Origin of the sequence: Kocuria sp., assembly GCF_030530945.1 — a bacterium.
Classification (GTDB): domain Bacteria; phylum Actinomycetota; class Actinomycetes; order Actinomycetales; family Micrococcaceae; genus Kocuria.
This window is the reverse complement of record NZ_JAUMTZ010000017.1, coordinates 20235-38242: the sequence shown is the minus strand read 5'-3', so window position 1 is coordinate 38242 and position 18008 is coordinate 20235. Positions and strand designations below refer to the sequence as shown.

18 protein-coding genes are annotated in these 18008 nt (G+C 72.2%); 11 read left to right on the top strand and 7 right to left on the bottom strand.

What is annotated here, in order from left to right; genetic code table 11:
• Nucleotides 1–119: 119 nt before the first annotated feature.
• Genes Q4A22_RS11460 through Q4A22_RS11450 form a run of 3 tightly spaced genes read right to left on the bottom strand, consistent with a single transcriptional unit; the run spans nt 120 to nt 3249 of the window.
• On the bottom strand, nt 120–1424 hold the full coding sequence (locus Q4A22_RS11460) for an ABC transporter substrate-binding protein (RefSeq protein ID WP_303179610.1): 1305 nt from the start codon (nt 1422–1424) through the stop codon (nt 120–122).
• Between the two features lie 56 nt (nt 1425–1480).
• Nucleotides 1481–2299 (bottom strand): carbohydrate ABC transporter permease, encoded by an 819-nt coding sequence (locus Q4A22_RS11455; RefSeq protein ID WP_303179608.1) that lies wholly within the window; start codon nt 2297–2299, stop codon nt 1481–1483.
• A complete protein-coding gene (locus Q4A22_RS11450) occupies nt 2296–3249 on the bottom strand; it encodes a carbohydrate ABC transporter permease (protein WP_303179606.1) in 954 nt (317 codons plus the stop codon). Before Q4A22_RS11450 ends, Q4A22_RS11455 begins: the two co-directional genes overlap by 4 nt.
• A gap of 242 nt (nt 3250–3491) precedes the next feature.
• On the opposite strand from Q4A22_RS11450, the gene Q4A22_RS11445 reads away from it, so the two are divergent.
• From Q4A22_RS11445 to Q4A22_RS11420, 6 genes are all read left to right on the top strand, one after another.
• Nucleotides 3492–4361, top strand: coding sequence for a fructosamine kinase family protein (locus Q4A22_RS11445; protein WP_303179604.1), 870 nt, complete (start codon nt 3492–3494; stop codon nt 4359–4361).
• Nucleotides 4362–4446: 85 nt separating this feature from the next.
• Nucleotides 4447–4968, top strand: coding sequence for a MarR family winged helix-turn-helix transcriptional regulator (locus tag Q4A22_RS11440; protein WP_303179602.1), 522 nt, complete (start codon nt 4447–4449; stop codon nt 4966–4968).
• Nucleotides 4965–6167 (top strand): polyprenyl synthetase family protein, encoded by a 1203-nt coding sequence (locus tag Q4A22_RS11435; RefSeq protein ID WP_303179599.1) that lies wholly within the window; start codon nt 4965–4967, stop codon nt 6165–6167. Before Q4A22_RS11440 ends, Q4A22_RS11435 begins: the two co-directional genes overlap by 4 nt.
• A gap of 11 nt (nt 6168–6178) precedes the next feature.
• Nucleotides 6179–7078, top strand: a complete 900-nt coding sequence (locus tag Q4A22_RS11430) for a squalene/phytoene synthase family protein (RefSeq protein WP_303179597.1) — start codon at nt 6179–6181, stop codon at nt 7076–7078.
• Nucleotides 7075–8715: a phytoene desaturase family protein gene (gene crtI, locus Q4A22_RS11425; protein ID WP_303179595.1), complete on the top strand. Its 1641-nt coding sequence runs from the start codon at nt 7075–7077 to the stop codon at nt 8713–8715. Before Q4A22_RS11430 ends, crtI begins: the two co-directional genes overlap by 4 nt.
• 71 nt (nt 8716–8786) lie before the next feature.
• A complete protein-coding gene (locus tag Q4A22_RS11420; protein ID WP_303179593.1) occupies nt 8787–9602 on the top strand; it encodes an alpha/beta fold hydrolase in 816 nt (271 codons plus the stop codon).
• A 103-nt stretch (nt 9603–9705) separates the two neighbouring features.
• On the opposite strand, the gene Q4A22_RS11415 is transcribed toward Q4A22_RS11420, so the two are convergent.
• Nucleotides 9706–10683, bottom strand: a complete 978-nt coding sequence (locus Q4A22_RS11415; protein WP_303179591.1) for an LLM class flavin-dependent oxidoreductase — start codon at nt 10681–10683, stop codon at nt 9706–9708.
• 115 nt (nt 10684–10798) lie between these two features.
• Here Q4A22_RS11415 and Q4A22_RS11410 point away from each other — a divergent pair, with 115 nt between their 5' ends.
• From Q4A22_RS11410 to Q4A22_RS11395, 4 genes are all read left to right on the top strand, one after another.
• A complete protein-coding gene (locus tag Q4A22_RS11410) occupies nt 10799–11521 on the top strand; it encodes an alpha-ketoglutarate-dependent dioxygenase AlkB (RefSeq protein ID WP_303179589.1) in 723 nt (240 codons plus the stop codon).
• A gap of 126 nt (nt 11522–11647) precedes the next feature.
• The gene (locus Q4A22_RS11405; protein WP_303179587.1) at nt 11648–12175 is read left to right on the top strand and encodes a flavin reductase family protein; all 528 of its coding nucleotides are present in this window, start codon (nt 11648–11650) and stop codon (nt 12173–12175) included.
• Nucleotides 12176–12390: 215 nt separating this feature from the next.
• Nucleotides 12391–13107, top strand: coding sequence for a flavin reductase family protein (locus tag Q4A22_RS11400; protein WP_303179585.1), 717 nt, complete (start codon nt 12391–12393; stop codon nt 13105–13107).
• 237 nt (nt 13108–13344) lie between these two features.
• On the top strand, nt 13345–13899 hold the full coding sequence (locus Q4A22_RS11395; RefSeq protein WP_303179583.1) for a YceI family protein: 555 nt from the start codon (nt 13345–13347) through the stop codon (nt 13897–13899).
• A gap of 178 nt (nt 13900–14077) precedes the next feature.
• On the opposite strand, the gene Q4A22_RS11390 is transcribed toward Q4A22_RS11395, so the two are convergent.
• Both Q4A22_RS11390 and Q4A22_RS11385 read right to left on the bottom strand, forming a co-directional pair.
• Nucleotides 14078–14302 (bottom strand): hypothetical protein, encoded by a 225-nt coding sequence (locus tag Q4A22_RS11390; protein WP_303179582.1) that lies wholly within the window; start codon nt 14300–14302, stop codon nt 14078–14080.
• A 41-nt stretch (nt 14303–14343) separates the two neighbouring features.
• Nucleotides 14344–15063 carry a cell division protein CrgA gene (locus Q4A22_RS11385; protein ID WP_303179581.1) on the bottom strand — a complete coding sequence of 240 codons (720 nt, stop codon included), beginning with the start codon at nt 15061–15063 and terminating at the stop codon, nt 14344–14346.
• 187 nt (nt 15064–15250) lie between these two features.
• On the opposite strand from Q4A22_RS11385, the gene Q4A22_RS11380 reads away from it, so the two are divergent.
• The gene (locus Q4A22_RS11380) at nt 15251–15892 is read left to right on the top strand and encodes an aminodeoxychorismate/anthranilate synthase component II (protein WP_303179579.1); all 642 of its coding nucleotides are present in this window, start codon (nt 15251–15253) and stop codon (nt 15890–15892) included.
• A gap of 142 nt (nt 15893–16034) precedes the next feature.
• On the opposite strand, the gene pknB is transcribed toward Q4A22_RS11380, so the two are convergent.
• Entirely contained in the window at nt 16035–18008 is a 1974-nt protein-coding gene (pknB, locus tag Q4A22_RS11375) for a Stk1 family PASTA domain-containing Ser/Thr kinase (protein WP_303179578.1), read from the bottom strand.

Sequence of the window (18008 nt, the reverse complement as noted above, 5' to 3'; positions counted from 1 at the left end):
GGGCCGCCGGGCCGGCGGGGGGCGGGGGGGGGGGGGGGGGGGCCCCCCGCGGGTTGGGGGCCCGGTCGGACCGGGGCGGGGGGGGGGGGGCGCCGGGGGGGAGCCGCCACCGGTGGGGATCAGAGCTTGGGCTTGATGTCCGAGTCGATGATCTTCTGGGTCTCGTCCTGGAGCTGCTGGAAGACGGTCCGCACGTCCTCGCCCCCGAACGTGATGCGGTCCAGCGCACCGCCGATGCGCTGGCCCCCGCCGGAGACGAAGACGCGCGCGGCGTCCTGCGGCTTGGTGTTGTCGCGCATCTGGTGGATCGCCGTCATGGAGTCCGGGTTCTGCGCCATGAACTTCTTCTCGTCCGCGCGGTCCATGGCGTCCTTGCGCACCGGCATGTAGCCCGTGGCCTGCGTGAACGTGATGGTGTTCTCCGTGTTGGTGATGAAGTCGATGAACTTGGCGGCGGTCTGCTTGCGCTCGTCGCTGATGCCGTTCGGGATGGCCAGGCCCGCACCGCCGGTGGCGCAGCCGGGCTTCGGGCCCGGCAGGTAGGTGGTGTAGAAGTCGAACTTGGCGGCCTCCCGCAGGCTGCCCAGGGACCCCGTGGACTCGAGCAGCGAGGCGCCGTTGCCCACGCCGAAGTCGTTGGCGCCGTCCTTGACGATCTTGATGTGCCCCTGCTCCACGTGCTTCTTGAGGAACTCCCCGGCCTTGATGGAGTTCTCCTCCGTGAACGTGGCCTTCCAGTCCCGGGAGTAGGCGCCCCCGAAGGTCCAGATCATGCCCTGGAAGTACCAGTCCAGGTAGTTGGAGCCGTCCGGGAGGACCAGCGCGGGCTTGCCCCCGTTGGCCTTGACCAGCTGCGGCGCCCACTGGGCGAACTCCTCCCAGGTGCGGGGTCCCCGGTCCACGGGCAGCCCGGCCTTCTGCACCATGTCCTTGTTGAAGTACATGATGCAGGTGGAGCGGGAGTAGGGCGCGCAGTAGTGCTTGTCCTTGAGCTTGTAGTCCTCGCGCAGCGTGTCCACGTAGGTGCTGGCGTCGATCCCGTTCTTCTCCCAGAGCTCGTCCAGGGGTGTCACGGACTCGTTGAGCGCGAAGTTGAACCAGTTCACGTCCGACGCCACGAAGACGTCCGGCAGGTCCCCGCCGGCGAGTGCGGCGTTGACCTTCTGGGCGATCTCCTCGTAGTCGGCGCCGCCGTCCACGAGTTCCGCGGGGGTGTCCGGGTTGGCCTTGTTCCAGGCGTCCACCATCTTCTGCTCCAGGTCCTTGGAGCTGGCCGGGTGGTTGGACCAGAACTGCAGCTTCCCGGAGCCCTCCTGGCCGCCGGAGGAGCCGGAGCCGCCGGCTCCTGCGCAGCCGGAGAGGGTGACGGCCGCGGCGGTTCCGAGGCCCAGGAGTCCGAGGGCGTGACGGCGGGAGATGTCCATGTGTGCTTCCTTCTTCGAGGGTGTGATGGGTGTGTCGGACGGGATGGTGCGGGGTCTCAGCCCTTGACCGCTCCGGCGGTCAGGCCCTTGATCATGTGCCGCTGCAGCAGGATGAAGACCACGATCATGGGGATGGTCGCGATGACAGTGCCTGCCATGACCGGGCCCCAGTTGCTCAGGCCCTCGTTGTTCTGCAGCTGGGTGAGTCCGATGGGCAGCGGCGCCACGGCGTCGGTGTCGGACATCAGGAACGGCCAGAGGTACTCGTTCCACTCGGTCACCACGGTGATGAGGATGAAGGCGATCAGGGTGGGCCAGGACATGGGCAGCACCACGCGGAACAGCTTGCGCAGGAACCCGGTGCCGTCCATCTCCGCGGCCTCCATGACCTCGCGGGGCAGGCTGAGGAAGTGGTTGCGCATCAGGAAAGTGCCGAAGGCCACGCCGGCCAGCGGCACGATGATGCCCTGGAAGGTGTTGCGCCATCCCAGCTGCGCCACCAGGGCGTAGTTGGAGATGACGGTGATCTGGCTGGGCACCATGAGGGACGCCAGCACGAACAGGAACAGCACCTTGCGCCCGGGGAAGCGCAGGAACGCGAAGGCGTACGCGGTCAGGACGCCCAGGACCACCTCGATCAGCGAGAGCACGCCGGTGATGACCACGGAGTTGGCCAGGTACCGGCCGAACTTCACCTTCTCGAACACGTACTGGTAGTTCTCCGGGGCGAAGGGGTGGGGCCACCACGTGATGGGGTCGGAGTAGATGTCCGAGTGCCCCTTCAGGGAGGTGATCACGATGAAGTACACGGGCACGGCCACGAGCGCGAAGGCCGCCACCATTCCCAGGTAGCCGATGACGCGGGAGATCTTCATGACAGCTGCTCGCTCCGTTCCTGGAAGCGCACCTGGACGGCGGTGATGACCAGCACGATCAGGAACATGATGGTGGCCACCGCGGCGCCGTAGCCCGCCCGGCTGTTGACGAACGTCTCCTGGTAGACCTGGTACACCATGGTGGTGGTGGCGGTCTCGAAGGGACCCCCGGAGGTCATGACCTGGATGATGTCGAACACCTGGAACGAGTTCAGCAGCACGGTGATGGACAGGAAGAACGTGGTGGGCCGCAGCTGCGGCAGGATGATCCGGTGGAAGCGGCGCCACGCGGGGGTGCCGTCGATCTCGGCCGCCTCGTCCAGATCCGTGCGCCGGCCCTGCAGGGCGGCGAGGTAGATCACGAACGTGTACCCCAGGTTCTTCCACACGTAGGTGGTGGTGATCATGGCGAGCGCCCACCCGGGCTCCTGGTAGAAGTTCGGGGTGGCGATCCCGAAGCGGCCCAGCAGGTCCTGGACCAGCCCGTAGCTGGGGTCGAAGACGAACTGGAAGGCCACGCCCACGGCGGCGCCGGAGATGACGTACGGCGCGAAGACCACGGAGCGCACGAAGCCGCGGCCGCGCAGCCTCTGGTCCAGCAGCAGGGCGAGCGCCAGTCCCAGGGCCATGGAGCCCACCACGGCGAAGCCGGTGAAGACCACCGTGTGCCACAGGATCTGCCAGCTGGTGGGGTCCTTGGCCCACGCCACGTAGTTGTCCAGCCCGATGAACGTGGCCCGCGGCGAGGAGATGTTCCAGCTGAAGAAGGACAGCCGGATGTTGTCCAGCAGCGGCCTGTAGGTGAACACGGCCAGCAGGATCAGGTTCGGGGCGATCAGCACCAGCGCCAGGCCCACCTGCGCGGGGTCCCAGCGGCGGCGTCGCCGGATCTTCCCGGGACGGCTCGCGGACGGCAGGGGCTCAGGGCCTGCGCTCAGGGATGTACTCACGGAGAGCCATCGTGGAGGGTCCGCGTGACGCGGCGGGAAACGGGGGTGGGGGGTATCCGTCACGCACAGTTCGCCCTCCGGCAACCTGGGGTTGTTACCTCCCGCGGCAGGTTTCCCGGCCCGGCTTTCCCGGCCCGGCCGAGCACGACGCCGCCCGCCCGCGTCCCGGTGCACCGCCCACCTCCCGGGTGGGCCGCGTCCAGGCGCCTGTGCCTGTCGGACGGCGGTGCTAGACAGGAGGCATGTCGAACCTCGAGCAGCTTCCACGGGACCTCGTGACCGGGCTCCACGCCAGCGCCGCGCACCCCCTGAGCGGCGGGGACAGCGCCAACGCCTTCCGGCTGGACACGCCGGAGGGCCCGGTGTTCGCCAAGACCATGCCCCGCGTGGTGGAGGGCGTGCTCCCGCTGGAGGCCGCCGGGCTGGAGGCCCTGCGCGCGGTGGCCCCGGAGGAGGTCCGCGTGCCCCGGGTGCGCCACGTGAGCGAGGAGGCCCTGGCCCTGGAGTGGATCGAGGAGACCTCAGGCGGGCGGAACACCGCCACGGAGCGCAGCTTCGGGACCGGGCTGGCCCTGATCCACCGGGCCCAGGCCCCGCACGTCGGCTGGCTGGCGCCGGATCTGCCGGAGCGCATCGGGTCGGTGCCCGTGGACCTCACACCCACCGACGACTGGGCCGACTTCCTGCTACGGCGGCGGATCGAACCGCTGCTGCGCGAGGCGGTCGAGGCGGGGAACCTGGACCCGGCGGCGTCGGGCCTGCTCGAACGCCTGGCGCCGCGCGCCGCGGAGCTGGCGGGACCCCCCGAGCCGCCGAGCCTGCTCCACGGGGACCTGTGGGCGGGCAACCGGGTGGTGGACCGCTCGGGCGCCAACTGGCTGATCGACCCTTCCGCGTTCTACGGCCACCGCGAGTACGACATCGCCATGATGCAGCTCTTCGGGGGCTTCGGGCGGGACTGCTTCGCCGCCTACCACGAGACCTACCCCCTCGCGGACGGCTGGCAGCAGCGGGTGCCGTGGTACCAGCTGCCGCCCCTGCTGATCCACGCCATCCGCTTCGGCGGGGGCTACGGCGGATCCGTGATGCGGGCGCTGCGCAGTCTCGGGTGAGACCCGCGCGGGGTTGGACACGCCCGGCGTGCGTACAGCATGATGCTCACTAGATTGTCTAACTACCGTGGACGTGAGGAGCCGGATGGACACCAGCTGGTCGGAGCTCGTCGACGCCGGTCCCCACGCGCACGCCCTGCGGCGTGTGATCTCCCTCAACGCCGACATCGGGTTCCAGGTGCGCCGCATCGTGGGCCTGAAGGACACGGACTACACCGCCATGGCCCTGCTGATGCACCGCCCCATGGGGCCCACGGAACTGGCTCGCGCCCTGCACATCACCACGGCCTCCGCGACCGCCATGGTGGACCGCCTCGTCCGTGCCGGCCACGTGGTGCGCGAACCGCACGGTGAGGACCGTCGGCGCATGACGGTGCGCGCGGTGGAGGCGTCCAAGGCGGACGTCGCCGGGTACGTGGTCCCCCTGGTGGGCATGGTCGAGGACGAGCTCGTGGGGCTGGACGAGTCCGACCGGCAGGTGGTGCTGCGGTTCCTCGCCGGCACGGCCACCCGCATGGAGGACTACCTGGAGCAGCTGCGCGAACGTCCCGCCAAGCACGCCGCGGCCCCCGCGCCCGGCACCGGTCACGCCCCGAGGAACGCATGAGCGGGCAGGCGCCGGACGCGCGCACTCAGCTCCCCGGGGCCCGGGAACCCCGGGACGCAGCCGGCCCGACCACACCGGACGGCCACGCCGCCTGCGCACCGTCCCTGCCGGGTGACGACCCCGCCTGGCAGCGTTTCCGCACGGCAGTCACCGAGGAGCTGGACGCGTTCTTCGCCGCGCCGGCCAACCGCGTGCCCACCAGTCCGGGCTTCCCGCTGCTGTGGGAGCGCATCCGTGAGCAGGTGGCGGGCGGCAAGCTCATCCGCCCGCGGCTCACGCACATCGCGTGGCGGGCGTTCGCCGGGGACCACGCGGGGGACTCGGTGGGCGCGGCCGAGGTGCCGGACCCGCAGTGCGTGCGCCTGGCGGCGTCGTTCGAGATGCTGCACGCCGCCCTGCTGGTCCACGACGACGTGGTGGACCGCGACTGGCGTCGGCGCGGGCGGCCCACGGTGGGGGAGCTGTTCCGCCGTGACGCCGCCGCGGCCGGGGCGCCCGAGCACGAGGCCGAGCACGCCGGGGAGTCCGCCGCGATCCTCGCGGGTGACCTCCTCCTGGCGGGTGCGCTGCGCCTGGCCACCACCTGCACCACCCACCCGGAGCGCTCCCGCGCGGTGGCGGACGTGGTGTTCGAGGCCGTGGCGGCGTCCGCCGCGGGGGAGCTGGACGACCTGCTGCTGTCCCTGCACCGCTACGGCGCGGAGCACCCGGGCGTCCAGGACATCCTGGACATGGAGCGGCTGAAGACCGCCACGTACTCCTTCGAGGCGCCGCTGCGCGCGGGCTCCCTGCTCGCGGGGGCGTCCGTGGCGCACGCCGAGCGCCTGGCGCAGGCGGGTGCGCTGCTGGGGGTCGGCTACCAGGTGGTGGACGACCTCCTGGGAACCTTCGGGGACCCCGCGGTGACCGGAAAGTCCGTGGAGGCGGACCTGAGCTCCGGCAAGGCCACGGTGCTGACCGCCCACGGCATGGGTGTCCCGGACGCACGGAGGGCGCTGGAGGACCTCGCCGCCGGGGCCACCACGGTGGGCGCGGCCCGGGAGGCACTGACCTCCTCGGGCGCCCGGGAGGCCGCTGTGGAGCTGGCCACGGACCTCGTGGACCGTGCCCGCGCCATCCTGGACGGTCTCCCGCTGCCCACCCCCCAGCGGGAGCAGCTGAACGAGCTGTGCCACCACGTCCTGAACAGACACTCGTAGTGAGGACCCCCATGAGCCACCCGGACGCGCCGGCCACGCCCGCGTCGCTGCGCCTGTACACGGACACCGCCCTGGCCGCCTCCGGGCGGGTGATCGGCGAGTACTCCACGTCCTTCTCGCTCGCGTGCCGCACCCTGCCCCCGGCCGTGCGTCGTGACATCGCCGGGATCTACGCGCTCGTGCGGGTCGCGGACGAGGTGGTGGACGGCACCGCCCAGGAGGCCGGCCTGGACGCCGAGCGGATCCGGCAGGCACTGGACGGGTACGAGGCCGCCGTGGAGGCGGCCCTGGACACCGGGTTCGCCACGGACCTGGTGGTCCACGGCTTCGCGGACGTGGCCCGCCGCCACGGTTTCGGCAGCGAGCTGACCCGCCCGTTCTTCGCCTCCATGCGCGCGGACCTGCACGTCGCGGAGCACGACGGCGCCTCCCTGGACTCCTACATCTACGGCTCCGCCGAGGTGGTGGGCCTGATGTGCCTGGAGGTCTTCATGGACATGCGCGGCACCCGCTCGGACACCCCCGAGCAGCGGGAGATGCTGCGCGCCACGGCCCGGCGCCTGGGTGCGGCGTTCCAGAAGGTCAACTTCCTGCGGGACCTCGGAGCGGACCACGACCAGCTGGGCCGCACCTACTTCCCCGGAGCGGACCCCGAGCACCTGGACGAGGCCCAGAAGGCGGCCCTGCTCGCGGACCTCACGGCGGACCTCGACGCCGCCGTGCCCGGCATCCTCGCACTGGACCGGCGTGCGCGCCGCGCGGTGGCGATCGCCCACGGCCTGTTCCGGGAACTCGCGCGGCGGATCGAACGGGTCCCCGCGCACGAACTCACTCAGCGACGCATCAGCGTGCCCACCGCGGTGAAGCTGCGGATCGCGGCGCGCTCCCTCAAGGATTCGGTGGTGGCATGACACGCACAGTGGTGATCGGCGGCGGGTTCGCGGGCCTGGCCACGGCGGGACTGCTCGCCAGGGACGGCCACGAGGTGACCCTGCTGGAGCAGCAGGACACACTCGGCGGGCGCTCCGGGCGCTGGTCCGCGGAGGGCTTCACGTTCGACACCGGCCCCAGCTGGTACCTCATGCCGGAGGTCATCGACCGGTGGTTCCGGCTCATGGGCACCAGCGCCGCCGCGGAGCTGGACCTGCGGCGGCTGAACCCGGGGTACCGCACGTTCTTCGAGGAGCACCTGGACGAGGCGCCCACGGACGTGGTGAGCGGACGGGCCGAGGAGCTCTTCGAGCAGCTGGACCCCGGTTCCTCCCGGGCGCTGCGCGAGTACCTGGACTCCGGGGAGGAGGTCTACGGGCTCGCCAAGAAGCACTTCCTCTACACGAACTTCTCCCGCCCCACGGAGCTGCTGCGCCCCGAGGTGCTGAAGAACCTGCCGCGCCTGGCGGGTCTGCTCTCCACGTCCATGCAGCGCTACGTGGCCGCGCGGTTCCCGGACCCCCGCGAGCGCCAGATCCTGGGCTACCCCGCCGTGTTCCTGGGCGCGTCCCCGGACACCGCGCCTGCGATGTACCACCTGATGAGTCACCTGGACCTCACGGACGGCGTGCAGTACCCGGTGGGCGGTTTCGCGGCCCTCGTGGACGCCATGGCGCGGCTGGTGCGCGCCGCCGGGGTGGAGGTCGTCACGGGTGCCACGGTCACCGGGATCCGGGTGGATCCCGCTCCCGCGTCCCTGCGCTCCCGCCTGGGTGCCGCCCGCGCACGACGCCGCTCGGCCGGCTCGGTGCGCGGGGTCAGCTACCGCGCGTCGGCCGCGGGCGGCGTCGCCCTGGCGGGGGAGGACACCGCCGGTCCCGGGGCGGGGGTGCTCGGCGAGGAGGTGACGGTGCCCGCGGACGTGGTGGTGGGTGCCACCGATCTGCACCACCTGCAGACCCGGCTGCTGCCGAGTGGGTACCGCGCGCCGGAGTCCCGCTGGAAGCGCCGCGATCCCGGTCCCTCGGGCGTGCTCGTGTGCCTGGGTGTGCGGGGGAAGCTGCCGCAGCTGGTGCACCACAACCTGCTGTTCACCGCGGACTGGGACGACAACTTCGCGCGCATCGCGGACGGCACGCCCCTGGCGGAGGAGACGTCCATCTACGTGTCCAAGACCTCGGCCACGGACCCCGGCACCGCGCCGGAGGGGGACGAGAACCTGTTCATCCTGGTCCCCTCCCCGGCGGTGCCGGACTGGGGGCGTGGAGGGGTGCACACCCCGGGCACCGATGAGCCCGGGTCGCCGCGCGTGGAGCAGGTGGCGGACCGCGCCGTGGCCCAGCTCGCCCGGTGGGCGAGGATCCCGGACCTCGCGGAGCGGATCGTGGTGCGGCGCACCTACGGTCCCGGGGACTTCGCCGCGGACGTCAACGCGTGGCGCGGGTCCATGCTCGGCCCCGGCCACACCCTGGGTCAGTCCGCGCTGTTCCGCCCGAGCGTCACCGACCCCGGGATCGAGGGGCTGTTCTACGCGGGGTCCTCGGTGCGTCCCGGGATCGGCGTGCCCATGTGCCTGATCTCCTCCGAGGTGGTCCGGGACGCGGTCCGGGAGCACTGAACGGTCCGGGCCCGGGCCGCTGCCCGCCGCACCCGCATGACCGACGGGGCCGGTCCTGCCATCATGGCCGCATGAGCCAATCAGCGTTCCCCGCCCACACCGTCCGCGTGCGCGGCACCGAGCTGAGCTTCACGGACGAGGGCCAGGGCCCTCCGGTCCTGCTGGTGCATGGTCACGCCTACGACCGCTCCCTGTGGGACGCCCAGGTGCGCACCCTCGTGGCGGGCGGGTGGCGTGCGCTCGCCCCGGACCTGCGCGGCTTCGGGGACTCGGAGGTCACCGAGGGCATCGTCTACACCGAGGAGTTCGCCGCGGACCTCGCGGCACTGCTGGACGCCCTCGGGCTGGAGACCGTGGTGCTGCTGGGCTTCTCGATGGGCGGCCAGATCGCCATGCAGCTGCTCGCGTCCCACCCCGAGCGGGTGCGGGCGCTGGTGGTCAGCGACACGGTGCCGCACGCGGAGGACGCGGCCGGGCGGCGTCGCCGTCACGTCACCGCGGACCGCATGGTGCGCGACGGCATGGCCGCGTACGCGAGCTCCGTGCTGCCCGTGATGATCCGCGAGCAGAACGTGGAGCGGCTGCCGGAGGTCGCCCGCGCCGTGGCGGAGATGATCCGCTCTGCCCCGCTGACGGGTGCGACCGCCGCGATGCGTGGGCGCGCCGAGCGCGCGGACTTCACGGAGACCCTGCGCGGGTGGGACGGGCCCGCGCTCGTGGTGGTGGGCTCGGACGACGCATTCGACGGCGGGGCGGCGCGGACGATGGCCGAGCTGCTGCCGCGCGGCGAGCTCGCCGTGGTCCCGGAGAGCGGGCACACGCCCAACCTGGAGAACCCCGCCGCGTACGACGCCGCCCTGCTCGGCTTCCTGGACGGGCTCGCCTGAGCGCGCCCCAGGTCGTGGGCGGGTGCACCCCGTGGTGCGGGCCCAGGTCAGGGGCGGGCGTCGTCGGAGCCGTGCGGGCCCACCCGGGAACGGGTGCGCAGACTCAGGACCAGGCGTTCGCGAGCAGCTCCATGGAGCGCAGGACGTCCTGCTGGCGGGTGGACACCGGGGAGATCATGAGCTCGTCCGCGTCCGCATGGTCCGCGAAGCGGTGCAGGTAGTCCACCACGGTCTCCGGGGTGCCGGTGCCCATGTAGCGCAGCATGTGCAGCACCTGCGAGGCGGCGGGGGAGGCCATGACCATGTCCATCTCCTCGTCCGTGAACTCGCGGCCACGGCCCACCATGGCACGCACCCGGGCGCGCTGGGTGGCCTCGAGCTGGTGGGCGGCGTCCTGCGGGTCCTCGGAGACGATCACGTTCACCGCGGCGATCACGTACGGCTCGGCGAGCTGCTCGGAGGGCTGGAACTGGGAGCGGTACGCGGCCACGGCGTCCACCAGGGCGTCCGGAGCGAAGTGGGACGCGAACGCGTACGGCAGCCCGTAGGCCGCCGCGAGCTGCGCACCGAACAGGGACGATCCCAGGATGGTGAGGGGCACGTTCGTCCCGGCGCCGGGCACCGCGCGCACGCCCGGGACCACCGACTCGTCCCGCAGGTAGCCCTGCAGCTCCCGGACGTCCTGCGGGAAGTTCTCGGCCGCCTCGGGGGAGCGCCGCAGCGCCCGCAGCGTGCGCATGTCCGTGCCGGGGGCGCGGCCCAGCCCCAGGTCGATGCGTCCGGGGTGCAGCTCCGCGAGCGTCCCGAACTGCTCGGCCACGGTGAGGGGGGAGTGGTTGGGCAGCATCACGCCGCCGGAGCCCAGCCGGATGCGCTCGGTGTGCGCGGCAACGTGCGCAATCAGCACGGCGGGGGCCGAGGACGCGATGGTGGGCATGTTGTGGTGCTCGGCGTACCAGACGCGGGAGTAGCCCAGCTTCTCGGCGTGCTGGGCGAGCGTCACGGAGTCCGCGAAGCTCTCACCCACCGACTGGTTCTCGCGCACGGTGGCGAAGTCGATGACGGACAGGGGCAGTGCCATGTGAAGGCCTTTCCAGACGAAAACTTGCTGTGGAAATAACGTGGCCGGCGGGGCTGGTATTCCGCGGTGCGGGTGCCGGGCCCCGGGTGTCGGAGCGCGGTCCTAGGCTCACGGCATGGCCGACTACGAGCTCCCCGAGCTGTTCACCGTGGCGCGGGAGCGCACGGTTCCGGCCCCGGGAGCCGTGCACGTCCCGGACTGGCTGGACCCGCGGAGGCAGCGGGAGCTGGTCGCCCAGTGCCGCGCCTGGGTGCGTTCCGCGCCCATGAGGCACCAGGTGATGCCCGGTGGTGGGCGGATGTCCGTGCAGTCGGTGATGCTCGGCGCGCACGGCGGGGCCTACCGCTACGGCGCCTCCGGCGGCTCTCAGCTGCCGCGGCTGCCGGACTGGCTCGTGCAGCTGGGGCGGCAGGCCGTCGCGGACGCGTACGGCACGGGGGGCGCCGAGGCGCCCGCGGACCCGGGGTTCCACGGCGCCCACGACGCGGCGCGCGACTACCTCCCCGACTCCGCCCTGGTGAACTACTACGACGGCGCCGCGCACATGGGCATGCACCAGGATCGGGACGAGTTCTCCGCGGCACCCATCGTCTCCCTCTCGCTGGGGGACACGTGCGTGTTCCGGCTGGGCAACACCGAGACGCGCACTGCCCCGTACCAGGACGTGGAGCTGCGCTCCGGGGACCTCTTCGTCTTCGGCGGGCCATCGCGATACGCGTTCCACGGCGTGCCGAAGGTGCTGCCGGGCACCGGCGGGCGCCGGCTGGGCCTGAGGAACGGCGGCCGGCTGAACATCACCCTGCGCATGACGGGCGGGCGGGGCCCCGGCGCGCGCTGACCGCGGAGTCCGGGAACGACGTCGCGCGGCCGTCGGCGCATGGTGCGGCACGCACGGGTCTGGCGCCGGGGCCCGGTGGCGCCGCCGCGGGCGGTGACCGCGCGGACCCGGTGACAGACTGGGGCCATGGAGATCGAGCCCCTGGACGAGCAGCCCACCGAGGCGCAGACGGAGCGCTACCGTGCGCTCGCCGCCGAGCACGCGGTGGGGGTGGGGGTGGTGTGCTCGCGCCACCGGGGCAAGGACCACGCCATCACGGTCACGGCGTTCGCGGACGTGTCCTACGACCCTCCCACCATGCTGGTGTGCCTGTACGACATGGGGCGCATGTGCGAGGCCGTGGAGAGCTCCGGTGCGTGGACCCTGTCCCTGCTCGCCGCCGGGCAGCGCTCCGTGGCCAACTGGCTCGCGAGCCCGGGCAATCCCGTGGACGGGCTGCTGGACACGGTGGCCTTCCACCGCACGGAGCGCACCGGCACGCCGGTGGTCGACGGCTGCCTCAGCTGGTTCGAGCTGGACACCGTGTCCACCCACACGGCCGCCACGCACCTGGTGGTGGTGGGCCGGGTCACCGCCATGGGCAGGGGGGAGGGGGTGGCCACCACGGAGCAGCCGCTCATCCACTACGCGAAGGAGTACAAGAGCATCGGATGACATGGGGCACTTCCGCCCCGCATCCCCGGCCGGGCCCGGCGGACTCAGCCCCCGGTCCGTCCCACAGTTGCCCCGTTGTCACGCCACCTGTGGGCTCATCGGTGCAGTTGCATGTGTGAATCCGTCCCCCAGGATGGCGACGGCTGCCACCGTGTGGACCAGAGTGTGGACCCGTGGGCCGTGGGCGCCACGGGTGATCCCTGGCAGGATCGTGAGTGGGAGAGAAGGCCGGGCTGCATGCCCCGGCCACAGCCGTGGGAGAGGACCAGATGATGCCGGACCGTGCCAGTTGCCAGACCCCCCAGGAGACCGTCACCGCGGGACAGGACCCCGTGATGGGCTCCGTTCCCGCCTCCGGCGGAGAGGCGGAGCGGGTCGCCGCGCAGGCCGTGGACCTGGTGGCCCCCACCGAGGCCCTGCAGAGCGACCCCCACCTCACGGACGGGTTCAAGTCCGCGTTCGGCCAGCACCCCGCGGGGATCGCCATCATCACGGTGGCCGGGCCGGAGGGACCGGTGGGTCTCACCGCCTCCTCCGTCTCCTCCATCTCTGCGGATCCGCCCATCCTGGGGTTCTCACTGCAGGCCAAGCGGGGCTCGGCGGCCGTGGTGGCCGCCGCGAACTCGTTCGTGGTGCACTTCCTGGACTCGGACAACGTGTCCCTGGCGCGCTCCTTCGCCGTCTCGGGTGCGCCCCGCTTCGGTGCGGACATGGAGTGGGAGACCCTCCCCACGGGCGAGCCGCGGCTGCTGGGGGTCCGGCGCGTGCTCCGGGCTGTGCCGCTGGCCCGCATCAAGGCCGGGCCGGCACTGGTGTTCAACGCCGCGGTGATCCAGGTCCTCGGGGAGGAGGGCTCGGGGAGTCCGCTGGTCTACCACCAGCGCCAGTTCCACGGCCTCAGCCACAACTCGGTGCTGGACCTGCCGCTCTGACGGAGCACGCCGGCCCGTCCGTCCAGAGGGCGGCTCGCCTCAGCTGCAGGCGGTCCACTGAACCGGAGTTCGGCTGTCCGGCCGCGGCTGACCTGGACCGCCAGGCACCATCCGGATGACAGTCCGAGAAACTTTCCGGGGAAAGCTTGACGATGATGTGAGCCGGTCCTATATTAGTTTCCGAAGCAAGCACATGGGGCCGCGCACCGCGGCCCCCCACCAGCTGAGGAGCAGATCATGAGCACTCTCGACGGAATGACCACCGGCACCTGGACCCTGGACCCCGCCCACACGGAGGTCGGCTTCTCCGTGCGCCACGCGGGCATCTCCAAGGTGCGCGGCGTGTTCGGCGACGTCTCCGGCGAGCTCACCGTGGCCGAGGACGCCTCCCGCTCCACCGGGCACGTGAGCATCGGCATGGCCTCCGTGGACACCAAGAACGAGGCGCGTGACAACCACGTGCGCGGTGGCGACTTCTTCGACGTGGAGAACCACCCGGAGATGACCTACGAGATCACGGGGCTGAACCTCTCCGACGGTGAGGGCACCGTCACGGGCAAGCTCACCCTGCGCGGGGTCACCCAGGAGGTTGACCTGGACGCCGAGTTCAACGGTGTTGCCGTGGACGCCTTCGGCACCACCCGCGCGGGCTTCTCCGCCACCACCTCGATCTCCCGCAAGGAGTTCGGCGTCACCTGGAATGCCGCGCTGGAGGCCGGCGGGGTCATGGTCTCGGACAAGGTCCAGATCTCCCTGGACGTGGAGTTCACCGCTCCGGAGGCCCAGAACTGACACCTGCGCACCGCACGACGAAGGCCCCCGCCGCAGGCGGGGGCCTTCGTCGTCTGCGTCCGCCCGGCCCGCTGCCACCCGGTCCAGGATGGGTTGGGGCGGGTCAGAGCAGACCGGAGGCGACCCGGCGCAGGACGGTTCCGTGGAGCCCGGCACCTCGATCCGGTGGTCGGGTAGCTCAGCGCAGCGACTGCAGGATGAAGTAGACCACCGGCACCAGCACCAGCCCCAGCAGGGCGAGCCGCCGTACCCGCACCTCCATGCGGGCCGGGTTGATGCGGTGGCGGTGCTCGGACCCGTCGGAGGGGGAGCGCTCCGGTTCCGCGGCGGCGTCGTCGGCCACGGGTCCCGGTGCCGTGACCCGGGGGTCGTCCCCCTGCGGGGTGCTGGACGGGTGGCTCACTGTGCCTCCTGGGTAGCGCGGGTGGCCGGGGGGGTGCGTTCTCAGCGCCATCGCGTGGTCATGATGAGCCCGGCGAACATGAAGCCCAGCCCGATTATCAGGTTCCACACGCCGATCCCGGGGATGGGGATTTGTCCCTGGAACAGGTAGTAGCTGATGATCCACAGCAACCCCACGATCATCAGCCCGATCATGATGACCTTGTACCACAGCGGGGTGGGCTGGTAGTCCGTGGAGCGCCGCTCCCGGGCCTCGGCCCGGGCTGCCTTGGCCTCGCGGCGCTTGGCCTGGCGTTCGCGCTTCTTCCGCGCCTTCGGGTCCTCGGCGCTGGCGCCGTCCGTGGCCTCGGTCGGCGTGTCCTCCTCGGCCTCGGTGGCGGTGGCCGCTCCAGCCGTGGTCTTTCCCGCGGCGGAGGGCGACGCCGCCCGCCCGGTCTTCTTCGCCCCGTGCCCCTTCCGCGGGGTCGTTCCACCGGCCCCGCCCTCCGTGGTGGCCGGGACCGGAGTGTCGGCGGGGTCGGACGCGGAGCCGGTGGCGGCGTCGTCGTCCGGTGCGGTGTCCGTGACGGCGTCCCGCGCGGAGACGGAGGAGGAGCCCGCCTTGCGGGAGGCGGCCCGCTCGAAGGAGGCCGCGGCGCTGTTGCGCGGCAGGATCTCGGCCGCGAGGGCGGCGAGCTCGCGGTCACGCTCCGTGAGGGTGAACTGCTGGGTGTCGTCCTGGGTGCCGCGGGACCTGCCGAAGCGCTTCTTGGGCTGGGACACTGCCGATCAATCCTCCTGCTGCGTGGACCCGGACCCGGTGCCGCCCGGGTGGGCTCGCGACCGGCGGGGTCCCCGCCGGCGGGATCCGGGGGCGGCCCCGGTGCGAAATCAGCGTTCAGTCTATCCGTCCGGGCGGGCGTAGACTTGCGCGAGTTCTTTCAACCGGTGAACGCGCAGGAGTTCTTGAGTGTCTGTGAAGATTCTCGTCGTGGACAACTACGACAGCTTTGTCTACACGCTGGTGGGCTACCTCCAGCAGCTCGGTGCCCAGACCACCGTGGTCCGCAACGACGACCTCGACGTCGCCGCCGCCACCGCGCTGGCCGGGGAGCACCAGGGCGTGCTGCTCTCCCCGGGGCCGGGTGCCCCCGCGGACGCCGGGGTGTGCGCGGAGCTGATCCGGTGGGCCGAGCGCACCCGCACCCCGCTGCTGGGCGTCTGCCTGGGCCACCAGGCCCTGGGTGAGGTCTACGGCGCCCGGGTGGGCCACGCGCAGCAGCTCATGCACGGCAAGACCTCCCAGCTGGTCCACGAGGGGGAGGGCGTCTTCGAGTCCGTGCCCTCGCCGTTCACCGCCACCCGGTACCACTCACTCGCCGTGGCCGCGGACACCGTCCCGGAGTGCCTGGAGGTCACCGCCACCACGGAGGACGGCCAGGTGGTGATGGGACTGAAGCACCGCACCGCACCGCTGCACGGTGTGCAGTTCCACCCCGAGTCCGTGCTCACCGAGGGCGGGTACCTCATGCTGGGCAACTGGCTCGAAGAGGTGGGCCAGCACGGCGCCGCCGCCGCGGCCGCCGGGCTCTCCCCGCTGATGACCGCCTGAGCGGGTTGCGACGCCGCGGGCGAGCACCGCGGCACCGCCACTTTTCCGCCTGCGCACCGTGGCCGACGGCCCGCGTCCCTCTCAGGGGCGCGGGCCGTCGTCGTGCCGGCGGTGGTTACGGTGGGCAGTCCCGCGCAGAGCCTCAGCGGTCGTCGTCGCCGGCCCGCGTGGCGGTGGGGTACATGGCGGGCCGGGTGCGCGTGGGCGCGGCGGTCGGTTCCGCGGGCTCCTGCGTCGGCTGCGCGGGCGTCGCCGTCTCCTCGGGGGTCTCGCTCGGGGTGGGCGTGGGGGTGCTCGTGGGTGAGGGCGTGACCCTGCGGGCCACCGTGAGCGTGACAGTGGAGCCCTGGTTCACGGAGGACCCGGCGGGGGCGGACTGCTCGAGCACCGTGCCCGTCTCCGCGTCCTCGGTCTCCCGGATCTCCACGTCCGACGTGAGTCGGACGTCCTCCGCGCGCAGGGCGGCCTCGGCGTCGGAACGGCTGCGGCCCACCAGGTCCGGAACGGTGACCTTCCCGGAGGACACCCGCAGTCCCACCGCGCTGCCCTTGGCCACGGAGGCCCCGGGGACGGGATCTGCGGAGACCACCGAGTTGGCCGGCACCGTGGCACTGTTGACCGTCTCCACGGCACCCACCGTGAGGCCGGCGTCCCGCAGCGAGCCGCGGGCGTACTCCAGCGACTGCCCCACGAGATCCTGCGGGACCGTCACGCTGCCGGGACCGTCGGAGACGCGCACCGTCACCGTGGAGCCGCTGTCCACCTCGGTCCCGGCAGCTGGCGAGGCGTCGATCACGTGCTTCTCGGGCACGCTCTCGCTGTGCTCGGTGGTGAACGAGGGATTCAGCCCGGCGTCCCGCAGCGTGTTCTCCGCGGTGGTGCTGTCCATCCCCTTGACCTGGGGGACGCTCACGCGGGCCACCTGCTCCACCTGGTGAGCCTGCCACCACTGCACGCCCAGCACCGTGCCCACGCCGATCAGGGCGAGCAGCAGCACCAGGACCAGGGCCAGGACCCACCCGCGGCGGCGCCGGGGCTTCTCCGGCCGGTCGGAGTGGGAACCGGGGACTGCGGTGCGGTCCTGCGGGTCCGGGTCGAAGCGCTCGCGGTCGGCGACGGGGGAGGGTTCCGTGTCCTCGCTGCGCCCGGCAGCCGTCACCACCGCAGTGGGTGCGCCCGCGCCCACCGCGGGCAGGGTCTTGGTGCTGGAGCCCGCGGCGCCCGTGGCGGCCATGGGCCGGGTGGCGTCCATGTCCCCGGGCAGGGTCGCGGCGAGCTCGCGCACCGCCCGGCGCATCTGCCCGGCGTCCGCGAAGCGGTCCTGCGGGTCCTTGGCCAGTGCGCGCTCCATGAACCGGTCCACGGCGGACGGCAGCCGCGGGTTCAGGGCCGACGGCGCGGGAGGAGCGTCCCGGACGTGCTGCGCCGCGATCGCCACGGAGGACTCGCCCACGAAGGGCGCGCGGCCCGTCAGCATCTCGAACAGCACACAGGCCGCGGAGTAGAGGTCCGAGCGCTGGTCCACGGCGGCACCCCGGGCCTGCTCGGGGGAGAGGTACTGCGCGGTGCCCAGCACCGCCTGCGACTGCGTGAGGGCGGCCTGCGTGTCCTCCACGGCCCGGGCGATCCCGAAGTCCATGACCTTCACGCTGCCGTCCGGGGTGACCTTCACGTTGGCGGGTTTGATGTCCCGGTGCACGATCCCCGCTCGGTGGCTGTAGGCGAGGGCGTCCAGGATGCCGAGCATGTACTCCACGGCCTGCTCCGGGGCGATCCCCGGACCGTGGATCAGCTCCCGCAGGGTCTGACCGGGCACGTACTCCATGACGATGTACGGGCGCATCACCCCGTCCGGGCCCTGGGGCCGGATCTCCCCGGTGTCGTAGACGGCCACGACGGAGTGGTGGTTCAGGGAGGCCACCGCGTGGGCCTCCCGCTGGAAGCGCTCGTGGAACGTCTGGTCCGCGGCGAGCTCCGGGCGCAGGACCTTGATGGCCACGCGGCGCCCCAGCCGGACGTCCTGGCCCACATGGACGGTGGCCATCCCGCCACGGCCGATGACCTCACCGAGCTCGTAGCGGCCGTTGACCAGCTCCGGAACCGGCTGCGTGCCCAT